This is a genomic window from Cruoricaptor ignavus (assembly GCF_900141665.1).
GTDB classification, from domain to species: domain Bacteria; phylum Bacteroidota; class Bacteroidia; order Flavobacteriales; family Weeksellaceae; genus Cruoricaptor; species Cruoricaptor ignavus.
The window spans coordinates 194,649-207,696 of record NZ_FQYI01000002.1 but is presented as its reverse complement, the minus strand read 5'-3'; the positions used below and the strand labels follow the sequence as shown (position 1 = coordinate 207,696).

The 13,048-nt window shown below is 48.0% G+C and carries 15 protein-coding genes; 9 read left to right on the top strand and 6 right to left on the bottom strand.

Translation table 11 applies throughout. The features are described from left to right. Positions 1-6 precede the first annotated feature (6 nt). The 7 genes from BUB43_RS03370 to BUB43_RS03335 all read left to right on the top strand — a co-directional run bounded on the left by BUB43_RS03370 (position 7) and on the right by BUB43_RS03335 (position 5,514). Positions 7-534 (top strand): DUF7935 family protein, encoded by a 528-nt coding sequence (locus BUB43_RS03370; RefSeq protein WP_073178334.1) that lies wholly within the window; start codon positions 7-9, stop codon positions 532-534. Next, complete coding sequence (locus BUB43_RS03365; protein WP_073178333.1) at positions 535-1,140, top strand: inorganic pyrophosphatase; 606 nt, start codon at positions 535-537, stop codon at positions 1,138-1,140. An 85-nt stretch (positions 1,141-1,225) separates the two neighbouring features. Then, positions 1,226-2,308, top strand: coding sequence for a DNA polymerase III subunit gamma/tau (gene dnaX, locus BUB43_RS03360; protein WP_073178331.1), 1,083 nt, complete (start codon positions 1,226-1,228; stop codon positions 2,306-2,308). A 200-nt stretch (positions 2,309-2,508) separates the two neighbouring features. Further along, positions 2,509-2,910: a hypothetical protein gene (locus BUB43_RS03350; protein ID WP_143154021.1), complete on the top strand. Its 402-nt coding sequence runs from the start codon at positions 2,509-2,511 to the stop codon at positions 2,908-2,910. Positions 2,911-2,924: 14 nt separating this feature from the next. After that, positions 2,925-4,004 carry a chorismate mutase gene (locus BUB43_RS03345; RefSeq protein ID WP_073178326.1) on the top strand — a complete coding sequence of 360 codons (1,080 nt, stop codon included), beginning with the start codon at positions 2,925-2,927 and terminating at the stop codon, positions 4,002-4,004. Position 4,005: 1 nt separating this feature from the next. Further along, complete coding sequence (gene rsgA / locus BUB43_RS03340) at positions 4,006-4,932, top strand: ribosome small subunit-dependent GTPase A (RefSeq protein ID WP_073178324.1); 927 nt, start codon at positions 4,006-4,008, stop codon at positions 4,930-4,932. Positions 4,933-5,094: 162 nt separating this feature from the next. Beyond that, complete coding sequence (locus BUB43_RS03335; protein WP_073178322.1) at positions 5,095-5,514, top strand: nucleoside-diphosphate kinase; 420 nt, start codon at positions 5,095-5,097, stop codon at positions 5,512-5,514. A gap of 59 nt (positions 5,515-5,573) precedes the next feature. Here the strand turns inward: BUB43_RS03335 and rpe are convergent, their stop codons facing one another. From rpe to BUB43_RS03315, 4 genes are read right to left on the bottom strand one after another with little or no spacing between them, the layout of a single operon-like run. After that, a complete protein-coding gene (gene rpe / locus BUB43_RS03330) occupies positions 5,574-6,224 on the bottom strand; it encodes a ribulose-phosphate 3-epimerase (protein ID WP_073178321.1) in 651 nt (216 codons plus the stop codon). Further along, on the bottom strand, positions 6,221-7,300 hold the full coding sequence (locus BUB43_RS03325; protein WP_073178319.1) for a M28 family peptidase: 1,080 nt from the start codon (positions 7,298-7,300) through the stop codon (positions 6,221-6,223). Before BUB43_RS03325 ends, rpe begins: the two co-directional genes overlap by 4 nt. A 15-nt stretch (positions 7,301-7,315) precedes the next feature. Beyond that, complete coding sequence (locus BUB43_RS03320; protein WP_073178317.1) at positions 7,316-8,779, bottom strand: AAA family ATPase; 1,464 nt, start codon at positions 8,777-8,779, stop codon at positions 7,316-7,318. A 21-nt stretch (positions 8,780-8,800) separates the two neighbouring features. Continuing rightward, entirely contained in the window at positions 8,801-9,925 is a 1,125-nt protein-coding gene (locus BUB43_RS03315; protein ID WP_073178602.1) for a vWA domain-containing protein, read from the bottom strand. 91 nt (positions 9,926-10,016) lie between these two features. Here BUB43_RS03315 and BUB43_RS03310 point away from each other — a divergent pair, with 91 nt between their 5' ends. Further along, positions 10,017-10,739 (top strand): DUF4294 domain-containing protein, encoded by a 723-nt coding sequence (locus BUB43_RS03310; protein ID WP_260200454.1) that lies wholly within the window; start codon positions 10,017-10,019, stop codon positions 10,737-10,739. Positions 10,740-10,748: 9 nt separating this feature from the next. Here the strand turns inward: BUB43_RS03310 and BUB43_RS03305 are convergent, their stop codons facing one another. Together BUB43_RS03305 and mnmD are read right to left on the bottom strand one after the other, a co-directional pair. Then, positions 10,749-11,165, bottom strand: a complete 417-nt coding sequence (locus tag BUB43_RS03305; RefSeq protein WP_073178314.1) for an NUDIX domain-containing protein — start codon at positions 11,163-11,165, stop codon at positions 10,749-10,751. 75 nt (positions 11,166-11,240) lie between these two features. Continuing rightward, a complete protein-coding gene (gene mnmD / locus BUB43_RS03300; protein WP_073178312.1) occupies positions 11,241-11,924 on the bottom strand; it encodes a tRNA (5-methylaminomethyl-2-thiouridine)(34)-methyltransferase MnmC2 in 684 nt (227 codons plus the stop codon). A gap of 53 nt (positions 11,925-11,977) precedes the next feature. Here mnmD and BUB43_RS03295 point away from each other — a divergent pair, with 53 nt between their 5' ends. Continuing rightward, positions 11,978-13,039, top strand: a complete 1,062-nt coding sequence (locus tag BUB43_RS03295; protein ID WP_073178310.1) for a branched-chain amino acid aminotransferase — start codon at positions 11,978-11,980, stop codon at positions 13,037-13,039. Positions 13,040-13,048 lie beyond the last annotated feature (9 nt).

Genomic DNA, 13,048 nt, shown 5'->3' with positions numbered 1-13,048 from the left:
CACGAAATGAACTTAGAGGATCTTCTACCATACGCTGCCGCGCTGATAATAGCCGCGCCATTCCTGATATATTTCAGGCAATTTCTTAAAGATTTTGTCCGCCTGAAGGAGCAGGAACTCAGGTTGCTCGGCGCCGGTGTTTCTTCGCAGAGCCGCGCCGTGGCCTATGAGAAAATGACGATATTTCTGGACAGGCTCCGGCCTTCAAATCTTGTCCAGAATTTCAGTGCAGATCTCAAGCCGCACGAATTTATCTACCTTTCGGAGAAAAGCATAAATGAAGAATTCAGCTATAATGCACCGCAGCAACTGTATTTGTCAAAAAAATTGTGGAAGGAGATTACCTTTGTGAAAAATGAAATCATAAATTTGAGCCATAAAACCTACGAAGGCCTGGGGGAGAATGCGACACTCGATGATTTTAAAACCATATTTCTTATGAACTATGCCACTGAGGGTGATTTCGTGGGAGAAACGATGGACAGCCTGAAACGAGAGGCTTTGTATTTTGCTAAACAATCAAATAATTTATAAATGAAACCAGAATTTAGAGCGCATCCGTGGCACGGTATTTCCACGGGGGAGAAGGCGCCGGAGGTAGTAAATGTCTTTGTGGAAATCGTACCGTCTGATACGATAAAGTATGAAATTGATAAAGAAACCGGGCACCTGAAGGTGGACAGACCCCAGAAATTTTCAAACATCATCCCAGCGCTTTACGGGTTTATCCCAAGAACTTATTGTGCGGATGAAGTACTCCGGGTGGCTCAGGAAAATGGAAGCGAGGATGTTACAGAAGGCGACCTGGATCCGCTGGATATCCTTGTGCTGAGCTCTCATAATGTAAACCACGGCAATATAATGCTCGAGGCAAAGCCGATAGGCGGGTTTAAAATGATAGACGGAGGGGAAGCTGATGATAAAATAATCGCGGTGATGGCTGGCGATCAGGCATTTGGAGATGTAACGGATATCGAAGATCTGCCGCCTGGTATGGTGATAAGGCTGAAGCACTATTTCCTTACCTACAAAAATATGCCTGGGGAGGAGCTGCAGTGCCGCATCGATTCCATCTATGGTAGGGAGCACGCGTATGATGTAATCCGCGCTTCGCAGAAGGACTACGAAGCTCTCGGATAGTCATTTTTTTACTAAAATCTTAGCGGCAGTCTTCGGGCTGCCCTTTCTTTTTCTTCGTTATAGGAATTTTATTTAATTTTGAAGAATGGAAAATTTCGTGGTTTCGGCGAGGAAGTATCGTCCGCAGGAATTTGATACTGTGGTTGGTCAGTCGCACATTACCGATACTTTAGAGCACGCCATCGAAAGCAATCAGCTGGCGCAGGCGATGCTTTTCTGCGGACCGAGAGGTGTCGGCAAAACCACTTGTGCAAGAATTCTTGCAAGAAAAATTAACGAGAAGGACGGCTCAACTTCGGACGATGGCTTCGCCTACAACATTTTTGAGCTGGATGCTGCGAGCAACAATTTAGTGGATGATATTCGCGAACTTGTGGACCAGGTGCGTTTCGCACCGCAAGTTGGTAAGTACAAAGTCTATATCATCGATGAGGTGCATATGCTTTCTCAGTCGGCATTTAATGCCTTTCTGAAAACATTGGAAGAGCCGCCGGCTCACGCCATTTTCATTTTGGCAACCACGGAAAAACACAAGATTATCCCGACGATTCTTTCGCGCTGCCAAATCTTTGATTTTAAGCGGATTACGATTGAGGATATTCAGCAGCACCTGAGAAAAATCGCAGAAAAAGAAGGCGTAAATTATGAGGACGATGCGCTGTACCTGGTGGCGCAAAAAGCGGATGGTGCCTTGCGTGACGCCCTGTCAATTTTTGACCGGCTGGCCACCTTCACGCAGAAAAACATCACGCTGGAAAAAGCGGCGGAAGTTCTCAATATCCTGGATTACGACCAATATCTGAAAATCGCTGATTTGGCGAAGGCAGAGGATATTCCAGGAATTTTATCGGCGTTCAATGAGATTGTGCAAAAAGGTTTTGACCCGCAGATTTTCATCGCAGGCTTGGGCAATCATTTCCGAGATTTGATGATGGCGCAAAATCCGCAGACTTTAGGTTTGATAGAAGTTGGCGAGCAAACCAAGCTGAAATACGGCGAGCAAAGCAAAAACTGGTCGGCGCAGCAATTGATTGATGCGATTGAAATTTGCAATCACGCCGATATTAATTACAAAAATTCTAAAAACCCGAGGCTTACCGTGGAAATTGCGCTGATGCAGCTGGCGAGCCTACAATCTTCGCAAAATCTTAAAAAAAAAAGTTCCTGATTTTAGCACCCCACGCTGAGAGCAGTGAATTTGTATCTAAATCTTCAGAGCCTAGCGTTCTCTTATCAAAGCCTGCCAAGCAAGAAACGGCGGAAATTCCGGAACGGATTTCCCGGCAAATCACTTCTGAGAAGCCAACCGGAGTATTGCCATCTTCAAAAAAATTCAGTATAGAAGATGCGCTCTCGGAAGCACCAGCAATGAAACAAGAGATTGAGAGTGCTTCGCAGGAATTGCCGGCACAGCATTTTTCAGACACTGACTTGCAAAATGAGTGGGCGGTATTTCTTTCCGAATTAAAGACTGAAGATGTGGTGATTTTCAGCGCGATACAGAATTTCAGACTTGGCAAAAAGGACGAGGAAACGGTAGAAGTCCTCTACCCCTCGGAAGCGGCAAGGTCGGAATTCGAGAAAGTTCAAAATAGATTTTTTAATCATTTCAAAACTAAAGTAAACAATCAGAAAGTAAAAACGGAATTCCGGATGGAAGCCGCGCTGCGCAAAGAGGTAGTGACTACGAGAAAAAAATTTGAAAAATTTGCAGAAATCAACCCCCTGCTGAAGGATTTGCACGAGCTGATGCAGTTTGATTTGAGTTGATTATTTTTGCCTGAATGAATTTACATCAAATCCATAACAGCTGGATTGCTGATTTTCCCCAGCCGCTCATTATCGCAGGGCCCTGCAGCGCCGAGTACGAGGAGCAAGTGCTGCAAACAGCAGCCGGCATCCGGCAGAGCGGAGCCGCAGTGCCGGTGTTCCGCGCAGGGATCTGGAAGCCGCGTACCAAGCCCAACGGTTTTGAGGGAGTGGGCGCCATAGGATTGGAATGGCTAAAAAAGGCTAAGGAAGAATTCGGTTTCCGCACGGCAACGGAGGTGGCTACCGCCCGGCATGCGGAGGCTGCACTTGCTGCGGATATTGATTTCCTATGGATAGGCGCACGCTCGGCGGCGAATCCCTTCACAGTGCAGGAAATCGCTGACGCTCTGGCAGATACGGGAAAAATCATCCTTGTAAAAAATCCTGTGAATCCCGATCTAGCGTTGTGGATTGGCGCTTTCGAACGCCTATCGGGTAGGGGGATCACGAAGCTCGGGGCCATCCACCGCGGATTTTCTACCTACCAAAAGGTAAAATACAGGAACAATCCCAACTGGCAGATTGCGCTGGATTTCAAAAATGAATTCCCAAACATCCCGCTTTTAATAGATCCTTCGCACATTTGCGGAAACCGGGAGGGTATTGCGGAAATCACACAATCGGCAATGAACATGGGCTATCAGGGTGCGATGATCGAGACGCATTTTCAGCCAGAGAAGGCCTGGAGCGACGCAGCGCAGCAGATAACCCCCCATGCTTTGGCGGAGATCCTGGCCAACCTGCAGCTGAGAAACTCGGCTTGCGTCGGTGCCCCGGAAAGGCTGGATCAGTACCGCGCGATGATCTCCGATCTGGATTTGCAGCTTATCAACCTTTTGTCTCAAAGGTTTGATATGGTGAAAAATATAGGCGTGATAAAGCAGGAGCAAAACCTGGCGGTGTTCCAGCCAGAGCGCTGGAAAATAGTTTCTGAGTACGCTGCCCGCCGAGCAGAAGAAGCCAGGCTTTCGCCCGAGTTTGTGCAGAAGATTTTTAAAACCATCCACGAAGAGGCAGTGGATGTACAGAACAGGCTTATGAAAACCCACTGATTTGAAGGGCTTAGTCACAAAATCTACCGGCAGCTGGTACCAGGTGATGGAAGAGTCTTCCCGGGAATTTTTCGAAGCGAGGATTCGGGGGAAATTTAAACTTCAGAAAATTCGCCTCACCAACCCGCTTGCCGTGGGAGACCGTGTGGAATTTCAGATTGGGGAAGACGGTGTGGCGTGGATCACCAAAATCGAGCCGCGGGAAAACTATCTCATCCGGAAATCTGTAAATCTCTCGAAGGAGTTCCACATTATCGCTGCCAACCTGGATATAGCCTGCTTTCTTTTTACCCTGAAAAATCCGGAAACATCCACAGGCTTTCTCGACCGGTTTTTGGTTTGCTGCGAGGCATACAGCATCCCCCCGCTTATACTTTTCAATAAATGGGATCTGCTGGATGAGCAGGACATCCCTCTCGCGGAGAGCCTGATGGAGATTTATCAAAATATTGGGTATGAGGCAATTAGCTTGTCCTCAGTTTCAAACTTAAATCTTGAATCAATAAAAGCCAAGATACAGGATAAAACTTCGGTATTTTTCGGGCACTCCGGCAGCGGAAAATCCACCCTTGTAAACAGCCTTCAGCCCGGGCTCAACCTGAAAACCGGAGAGGTTTCCGCAGCCCACCTGAAGGGCAGGCACACTACCACCTTTGCCCAGATGCACTTCTGGGATTTCGGCGGCGCGGTGATAGATACGCCTGGCGTGCGAGAATTCGCACTGACCGAAGTGGAGCCGGATGAAGTCCAGCATTATTTTCCTGAAATACTGTCGGCAGCGGAGGGATGCAAATACTACAATTGTATGCATATTTCCGAGCCTCAGTGTGCCGTGGCAGCAAAGGTGGAAGCTGGGGAAATTGCGGAATTCCGTTTTGCTGATTATCTTAAACTCTTGGCTGAAGCTCAGGAAGCCCAGATTAAATAAAAACCTCCGCCATTACTGGCAGAGGTAAAAACTAATAACCATGAAAACTCAAATTAAAACATGAGAATCATTTTGTGATTATCAATTTTTATGCCAATGATTTTATTTCGGTATGGAAACCTAAAAATGCTTTTTTCGTAAATTTGCCAGAAATTTTATAAAATGGCAGGAAATATCACCTTTACGATGATCAAGCCCGATGCCGTAGCCGGCGGGCATATCGGAGCGATTCTTGGCAAAATTGCCGAGGCTGGGTTTAAATTTAAAGCGATGAAACTCACGCGCCTTACAGAAGAGGATGCAAAGAAGTTCTACGAAGTCCACTCCGAAAGGCCGTTCTATGGCGAGTTGGTGGAATTTATGTCCTCAGGCCCTATCGTGGCGGCAGTATTGGAAAAAGAAAATGCTGTGGAAGATTTCCGCAAACTTATTGGCGCTACCAACCCCGCAGAAGCGGAGGAGGGAACAATCCGCAAGTTGTACGCTAAAAATGTTGGCGAAAATGCTGTGCACGGCTCCGACTCTGATGAGAATGCTAAGATCGAGTCAGCATTTCATTTTGCAGGCCGTGAAATTTTTTAGACTAAGTATTTGTTAACATAAAGCCGGGAACTCAGCCCGGCTTTTATAATTCCTAGTACTCAGCCTAATAGTTCGCGGATCGTGTTTTCCGGATTTTCTGTGGAAAATACTGCATTACCCGCTACCAGAACATCGGCACCAGCTGCGAAAAGTTTTGAAGCGTTCTCCAAATTTACTCCGCCATCTACTTCAATCAGCGCGGATGAATTGTTTTTTTCGATAAGATTTTTTGTCTCTGCCAGTTTCCTGTAAGTATTTTCAATAAATTTCTGCCCGCCGAATCCCGGATTTACACTCATAAGCAAAACCAAATCTACCTCGGCAATTATATCCTCCAGCATCATCACCGGCGTAGCGGGGTTCAGCACCACGCCCACCTTCGCGCCTGCCTCCTGAATCTGCTTTACGGTACGGTGCAGATGTGTGCAGGCCTCCACCTGTACGGAGACAAGATCCGCGCCAGCCTGCACGAATTGCGAAGCATACTTTTCCGGTTCCACTATCATCAGATGCACATCTACAAATTTCTCCGAGTGCTGCTTTACCGCCTTCATCACTGGGAAGCCGAAGGAAATGTTCGGGACGAATCTGCCGTCCATTACATCAATGTGAATCCACTCAGCGGCAGAACGGTTCAGCATTTCGATGTCCCGCTGCAGGTTGCCGAAATCCGCCGACAGCAGCGAGGGTGCTAAGATTTTCCTTTTCATCGGTCGTGGTATTTCAGGTTAAAATCTGGTGTTATGCGCATCAGAGTTTCGTAAATCAGGCGGATCACATTCGCAACATCTTCTTTTGCCACCATCTCCACCGTGGTGTGCATATAGCGCAGCGGCAGGGAGATCAGCGCGCTCGGTATGCCGCCGTTGGCGTGTGCAAATGCATCCGTGTCCGTGCCGGTAGCCCGGCTAGAGGCCGCCCGCTGGAAGGGAATTTCTTTAGATTTTGCAGTGTCGATGATGAGCTCCCGCAAGTTGTGATGAACGGCAGGCGCAAAATATACCACCGGCCCGCCGCCGCATTTCTGGTCGCCCTCCTTCTTTTTCTCCATCATTGGTGTAGTGGTGTCGTGCGTCACATCGGTGACAATGGCGAGGTTCGGTTTAATGCGCTCCGCAATCATCTGTGCGCCATATAGCCCAACTTCTTCTTGCACAGAATTTGTGATATACAAACCAAAAGGCAATTTATTTGCATTTTCCTTAATTAGCCTGGCGACTTCTGCAATCATAAACCCGCCGATACGGTTGTCCAGAGCGCGGCAGACGAAATAGCGATCATTCAAATCAAAAAACTCGTCAGGATAAGTAATGATGCAGCCTACAGATATCCCGAGCTCTTCCGCTTCGGCTTTGGAAGTAGCGCCGCAGTCTATGAAGATATTTTCAATTTTAGGTTTTATATCTTCATCCTTACCGATTCTTGTATGAATGGCTGGCCAGCCGAAAACGCCTTTTACTACGCCCTTTTCTCCGTGGATAAGAACCGTTTTTGAAGGTGCAATTGCCTCATCTGAGCCGCCGTTGCGGATTACATAAATTAATCCGTCATCTGTTATATAATTCACATACCAGGAAATTTCGTCGGCGTGGGCTTCTATTACCACTTTGAATTCTGCTTCGGGATTGATGATTCCGTAGGCTGTGCCGTAGAAATCTGTACGCACTTCATCCACAAACTCCGAAATATAATCTATCCAGAGCTGCTGCCCGGCGCGCTCGTAGCCCGTAGGGGATGGGGTATTAAGGTATTTTTCGAGAAAATTTAAAGATTGCTCTTTGAACATTTTTTGATTTTAAAATTAAAGGTTGCGCAAAAAATTGGTCATTTCGTCAGAAAAACTTATGCTGCGTTCCATTTTGTTTCTGCTGATTTTCTGATATGAGCCAAGTGCCCAGAGGATCATCTCCGCAAGGAAATATCTTTCCTCTGCAGGTAGGCCCGGCTGGTAGTCGCTGATTAATTTCCACAGCGGTTTCGCCCGGTCGAGTTCCTGGCGATATTGGTCGTCTGTAAGTTCATTGGAAAGTTCCAGCTCATTACCGTCAGCAAACCACGCGATCAGTGGATCATACGGCGTTGTGCTGGTTTTTTTCTGAAGTTTTTCAATTTTTGGGAAACGCTCATCGAATAAGGTCTTCACTGCGTTCTCTATCAGATTTTCCGCTACAGATGCCGCACCCTCCAGCTCGCCCTCGTATACCAGCTCTACCTTTCCGGTGATTGCCGGCACCACTCCGAGAAAATCGGATAATCTTATGGTGGTCTGGTTTTCATTGCTTTTCAGGAGGCGGCGCTCTGCCGTACTCATCAGGTTTTGATAGGCGGTAATGCTCATCCTGGCACTCACGCCGGATTTCTCGTCGATATATTCATTATTCCTTGCCTCGAAGCTGATTTGCTCCAAGACATCTTTCGCAAGTTCCGGCACGGTGATTTTTTCAGAAAGCTCGGGCTCGAATTTTGCTTCCTGCGCTGTGATTTTTTTCGCAGTCTCCAAGTCGGCAGGGTAGTGCGTGAGGATCTGCGAGCCGATCCGGTCTTTCAGTGGCGTCACGATGCTCCCCCTGTTGGTATAATCTTCCGGGTTTGCGGTAAAAACGAACTGAATATCCAGCGGCATCCTCAGCTTGAAGCCCCGTATCTGTACATCGCCTTCCTGCAGAATATTGAAGAGAGATACCTGGATTTTTGCCTGCAGATCCGGCAGCTCATTTATCACGAAAATGCATCGGTTGGCGCGGGGGATCATGCCGTAGTGTAGCACGCGGTCGTCGGCATAGCTGAGTTTCAGGTTGGCTGCCTTTATCGGGTCCACATCGCCGATGAGGTCGGCCACCGTGGTATCCGGCGTGGCAAGTTTTTCTGAAAATCTCTCGCTGCGGTGCATCCAGCGGATCGGCGTGCCGTCGCCCATTTCCTCCATCAGCTCCTTTGCGAAGCGCGAAATCGGGCTGTACGGATCATCATTTATTTCGGAGCCGTCCACCACCGGGATGTACTCATCGAGGAGGTTCACCATCTGGCGTGCCATCCTGGTTTTTGCCTGCCCGCGAAGCCCCAGGAGATTAATGTTATGCCGGGAGAGTATCGCCCGCTCCAGTTCCGGGATTACGGTGTCCTCGTACCCGTATACGCCGGGGAAGGCATTTTCATTTTTCTTAATTTTTTGTATTAAATTTTCACGAAGTTCGTCTTTAATGCCTTTCGGCCTGTAGCCCGAAGCTTTCAGATCGCCGAAAGTTTTTATATTGGTAATGCTCATTTTAGGTATTGTTTCTGTTAATTATCTCGATTTCCTGCCGCGGTTTTGCTCATAATCCTGGAAAATCATTTCCCCCAAATTCCCCAGGCTGCTGTATATCGCCTTTCCTTGATTAGATTCTGTAAATTTTTCTATAAACCGCTCCAGCTCAGGATCTTGCGTGATCATAAAGGTGGTGATGGAAATGCCGAGCTTCCTCGCTTGCGCCGCGATGGTGTAGCACTGCCCGGTGATGAAGTCATCCAGCCCGAAGTGGTTGCGGTAGTAGTGTCCGTCCGGCAGGCGTATGCAGGTAGGCTTGCCGTCTGTGATCATAAAAATCTGCTTGTTGGAATTTTTTTTCCTCCGGAGGATGTCCATCGCCAGCTGCACCCCCGCCACCGTGTTGGTGTGGAAGGGCCCCACCTGGAGGTAAGGGATCTCCTGAATGCTTATCGGCCAGGCATCATCTCCGAAAACGATTACATCGAGGCTGTCTTTAGGGTATCTCGTCATTATTAGTTCGGAGAGCGCCATTGCCACTTTTTTTGCCGGCGTGATGCGGTCTTCGCCATAGAGGATCATGCTGTGGCTTATGTCGATCATCAGCACGGTGCTCATCTGCGTTTTCAGCTGCGTGTCCTTCACCACCAGATCGCTTTCTTCGAGGTAGAAATTCCCGATGCCGTGGTTTATTTGCGCATTCCTTAGGCTTTCCGTCATCGCGATGTGCTCCGGGCTATCTCCGAACTGAAATTCGCGGAGCTCGCCGCTGGTCTCATCGCCGGTGCCGCTTTTTCTGGTTTTGTGGTTGCCGGCACTGCTTTTCTTTAAATCGCCAAAAATCTGGTTGAGTGCGCGCTGCCGCAGCAGCTGCTCGGTTTTGGAGGTCAGGTTATAATCTCCGCCGTCACCATCCTTGCCGGGTTTTGTACGCTGCTGGATGTATCCCTTTTGCAGCAGATCGTTTATGAAATCATCTATTGTGTATTCCGGCGTGGTCAGCTCATATTCCTCGTCCAGCTGCCGCAGCCAGTCTATCGCCTCATCAAAATCGCCCGAGGTATAGGTGATGAGTTCCTGAAAGATATCGAAAAGCTTTTCAAAAGGAGTCTGGGATTTCGGCTCATAGTTTTTAAAAATGAAGCCGGCAGAACTTTTTTTCATACCGTCAAAATTACAAAAATCATTTTCAGCATATTGTACAGCAGCGCCCGGGAAAAAAGCGGTATAGAATTTGAAACCCGAGATATTTGAAATGATGAGTTTTTTCCCAAAATTGAAGGGCATTTTGCTGATGCAGATTTTCCTAGTCTCAGGGGGTTTTGCGAATTCGCAAACTGTGGACAGCATAACGGTTACGCCGCTTAGCCAATATCCGAAGGACCAGATAAAGACAGATGAATTTGGCCAAAAATATTATTATGATGCCGCCCAGCGGGCAAAAATTTATGAGATAGAAGGGGAGGCAGTAGTGGTGCTGGATGAAGTTTTCCTTCGGGCAAAGCCTCATTTCAATAACCAGCTGGACAGGAATTTTTACTATTTCCTTAATAAGAAGCTCAACCGCGTGTACCCGCTATTCCTCACCGCATTGGTACAGTACAGGGCCCTTGAGGAGGAGCTGGCCTCGATGAACCCTTCCGACAGGCGAAAGTACACAAGACAGAAACAGGCCGAGCTTGCCGAGCAATACGAAAAACAGCTTCGCGATCTTACCACCACCGAGGGGCGGGTTTTTGCCAAATTAATGAACCGGGCCACGGGGAAAACCGTGTATGAAATCATCAGGGATTTTCGCGGAGGGTGGAGCGCCTTCTGGTGGAATGTGAAGGGGAATGCCGCCGATGTTGATTTAAAAACGCCCTATAATCCGCGCCTACACCGCGAGGACGAGTATCTGGAATCTCTGCTGCAGACGGGCTGGGCGCTTGGCTATCTGCAGCCGTACGAAGGCTATCAGGATTTTAAAATTAAATAAAATTCTGGCTCATATTCTGCCCTCGGAAGATTCAGATTTAAGTTTTTCGAAAACGAGGCTGTCCACCGGCAGGGGGAAAGGGTTGCCCGTGGAATGCAGCGGGACCCAGCGCGCTTCGGAAATGCACGGATCCCGAAGGATCAGATCAGTATCATCGATATCTGCGAGATAATAAATCGTCAGCAGCTGCTCGTTCTCCCTGAATCGGGATTTTACATAATCCTCCTGCGTGTAGAAGTGCCGGAAATTTTCCGGAGTAAGATTCAGCTCTTCGCCCAGCTCGCGCCTTAGGCACTCCAGCGTGCCCTCGCCATACTCCAGTCCGCCCCCGGGGAATTTTAGCAGGCGGGTGCCGGCGTACTCCTCTGCAAGCGCGAGCACGGCGTGGTTTTTAATGCAGAGAGCATAAACACGAATGTTGAACATAATTGTTGTTTTGATTAGTTGAGCGTTAGCAGTAGGAATAAGCAGTGAGCAATATAGGAAAATTATCTTCAGCCATCATTCATCTAATAATCTCGCGGTGCACATTTCGCGTTTGCCTGGCGGCCCGGGGCGTTTTTGCACTTCAAAACCCAAAGATCGGAGGTTTCTCTGGAGGCTTCCTTTGGAAGCATAGGTGGTGAAGAGCCCTCCCGGACGCATTTTACCCCGAACCATTTTCAGCAGGGGTGTTTCCCAAAGATCTGGCTGAACCCGCGCCCCGAAACAATCGAAATAGACTAAATCTGCAAGAGGAATGTCCAGATTTTCAAGGTTGAAAAAATCGCACTGGAATTTTTTTAAATTTATCTCAGGTAAAATCTCTACAGTTTCCTCCCAATCGCATGCGTGGATTTTATAAAAAGTTTCCTCAAAATCTCCCTGGAATAATTGATGATAATTCAGCGATTGTGCCTCTTCTATGGTCACCGGATATTTTTCCAAAGAAAAATAGTTTATCTTCCTGATACCTTCATTTTGCAAAAATTCTTCGGCCGTTACCAAGAAGTTCAGCCCCGTACCAAAGCCCAGTTCAAGAATATTTATTTCCTCCTGGACCGTAAGTTTCAGCCCGTTTTCTATAAAAACATGCCTCGCCTCCTGAAGCGCCCCGTGTCCTGAATGGTAGTTTTCATTTAATTCATTGATATGCAGCGTGCTGCTGCCGTCCGCTGTGGTGCGGATCTCCCTGTGTAGTGCCATTTTTCAAATGTAAATGAATTATTCGTAAATTAGCATTTTATAGCTGAAAAATTATGAAAATTACAAAAACCGAAAATTCCCGCATCGGCAGTCTTGATGTTGGCAACATTACATTTGGTGAGGTATTTGGCGACCATATGCTGATAGCCAATTGGGAAAATGGAGAGTGGAGCGAACCGCAAATAATGCCTTACGGGCCGCTGCAAATTTCGCCAGCCATCATGGTAGCGCACTACGGCCAGGCAGCATTTGAAGGTATGAAAGCCTATAAAGATGCAGATGGGCAGGTGTTTCTCTTCCGTCCCGACAAGAATTTTGAAAGATTGAACAAATCTGCGGAGCGCCTCGCGATGCCGCAGATTTCTGAGGAAATGTTCATCGGCGGGCTGAAGGCCCTTGTAGATCTCGACCGCGAATGGGTGCCGCACGGGGAAGGGCTGTCGCTCTATCTGAGACCTGTACTTTTCGCATCTGAAGAAGCCCTGAAGGCGCGGATTTCAGAGAAATATATCTTCGCAATCCTTACTACGCCGGCAAAAGCCTACTACACGGCGCCGGTGTCTGTGAAGGTTTCCAAGTACTATTCCCGGGCGGCGAACGGCGGGGTAGGCTTTGCCAAGGCTGCCGGCAACTACGCTGGAGCGTTTTATCCAACAAAAGTAGCTAAAGAAGAAGGCTACGACCAAATTATATGGACGGATGATGCCACGCACACCCTGATGGAAGAGAGCGGAACGATGAATGTGATGGTGCGCATCAACGACACGATTTTCACGCCGAAGACTTCGGAGCGAATTTTGGATGGTGTGACGAGGGACAGCTTCATTCAGTTGGCGAAGCATAAGGGAATCGAGGTAATCATTGGCGATCTGAAGGTGGAAGATGTGTATAAGGCGCATAAAGACGGCAGCCTGAAAGAGGCCTGGGGCGTGGGTACCGCAGTGGTAACTTCCCAGTTTAAAGCCATCGGATACGAGGACGAAAAACTTGAACTTCCCCAGCTGGACGAATCAGAGAGCTACGCGCTGCAACTGAAAAAAGCATTGGTGGATATTCAAACCAACCAGGCTGAAGATCCTTTCGGATGGAGAGTTTTGGTGGAGAGAAAGAACTGATTTCCATAG

What these genes read in the sequence shown, in the direction of transcription:
- BUB43_RS03370 (WP_073178334.1), top strand. Translation starts at nt 7, where the DNA reads ATGAACTTAGAGGATCTTCTACCATACGCTGCCGCGCTGATAATAGCC.
- BUB43_RS03365 (WP_073178333.1), top strand. Translation starts at nt 535, where the DNA reads ATGAAACCAGAATTTAGAGCGCATCCGTGGCACGGTATTTCCACGGGG.
- dnaX (WP_073178331.1), top strand. Translation starts at nt 1,226, where the DNA reads ATGGAAAATTTCGTGGTTTCGGCGAGGAAGTATCGTCCGCAGGAATTT.
- BUB43_RS03350 (WP_143154021.1), top strand. Translation starts at nt 2,509, where the DNA reads ATGAAACAAGAGATTGAGAGTGCTTCGCAGGAATTGCCGGCACAGCAT.
- BUB43_RS03345 (WP_073178326.1), top strand. Translation starts at nt 2,925, where the DNA reads ATGAATTTACATCAAATCCATAACAGCTGGATTGCTGATTTTCCCCAG.
- BUB43_RS03335 (WP_073178322.1), top strand. Translation starts at nt 5,095, where the DNA reads ATGGCAGGAAATATCACCTTTACGATGATCAAGCCCGATGCCGTAGCC.
- rpe (WP_073178321.1), bottom strand. Translation starts at nt 6,224, where the DNA reads ATGAAAAGGAAAATCTTAGCACCCTCGCTGCTGTCGGCGGATTTCGGC.
- BUB43_RS03325 (WP_073178319.1), bottom strand. Translation starts at nt 7,300, where the DNA reads ATGTTCAAAGAGCAATCTTTAAATTTTCTCGAAAAATACCTTAATACC.
- BUB43_RS03320 (WP_073178317.1), bottom strand. Translation starts at nt 8,779, where the DNA reads ATGAGCATTACCAATATAAAAACTTTCGGCGATCTGAAAGCTTCGGGC.
- BUB43_RS03315 (WP_073178602.1), bottom strand. Translation starts at nt 9,925, where the DNA reads ATGAAAAAAAGTTCTGCCGGCTTCATTTTTAAAAACTATGAGCCGAAA.
- BUB43_RS03310 (WP_260200454.1), top strand. Translation starts at nt 10,017, where the DNA reads ATGATGAGTTTTTTCCCAAAATTGAAGGGCATTTTGCTGATGCAGATT.
- BUB43_RS03305 (WP_073178314.1), bottom strand. Translation starts at nt 11,165, where the DNA reads ATGTTCAACATTCGTGTTTATGCTCTCTGCATTAAAAACCACGCCGTG.
- mnmD (WP_073178312.1), bottom strand. Translation starts at nt 11,924, where the DNA reads ATGGCACTACACAGGGAGATCCGCACCACAGCGGACGGCAGCAGCACG.
- BUB43_RS03295 (WP_073178310.1), top strand. Translation starts at nt 11,978, where the DNA reads ATGAAAATTACAAAAACCGAAAATTCCCGCATCGGCAGTCTTGATGTT.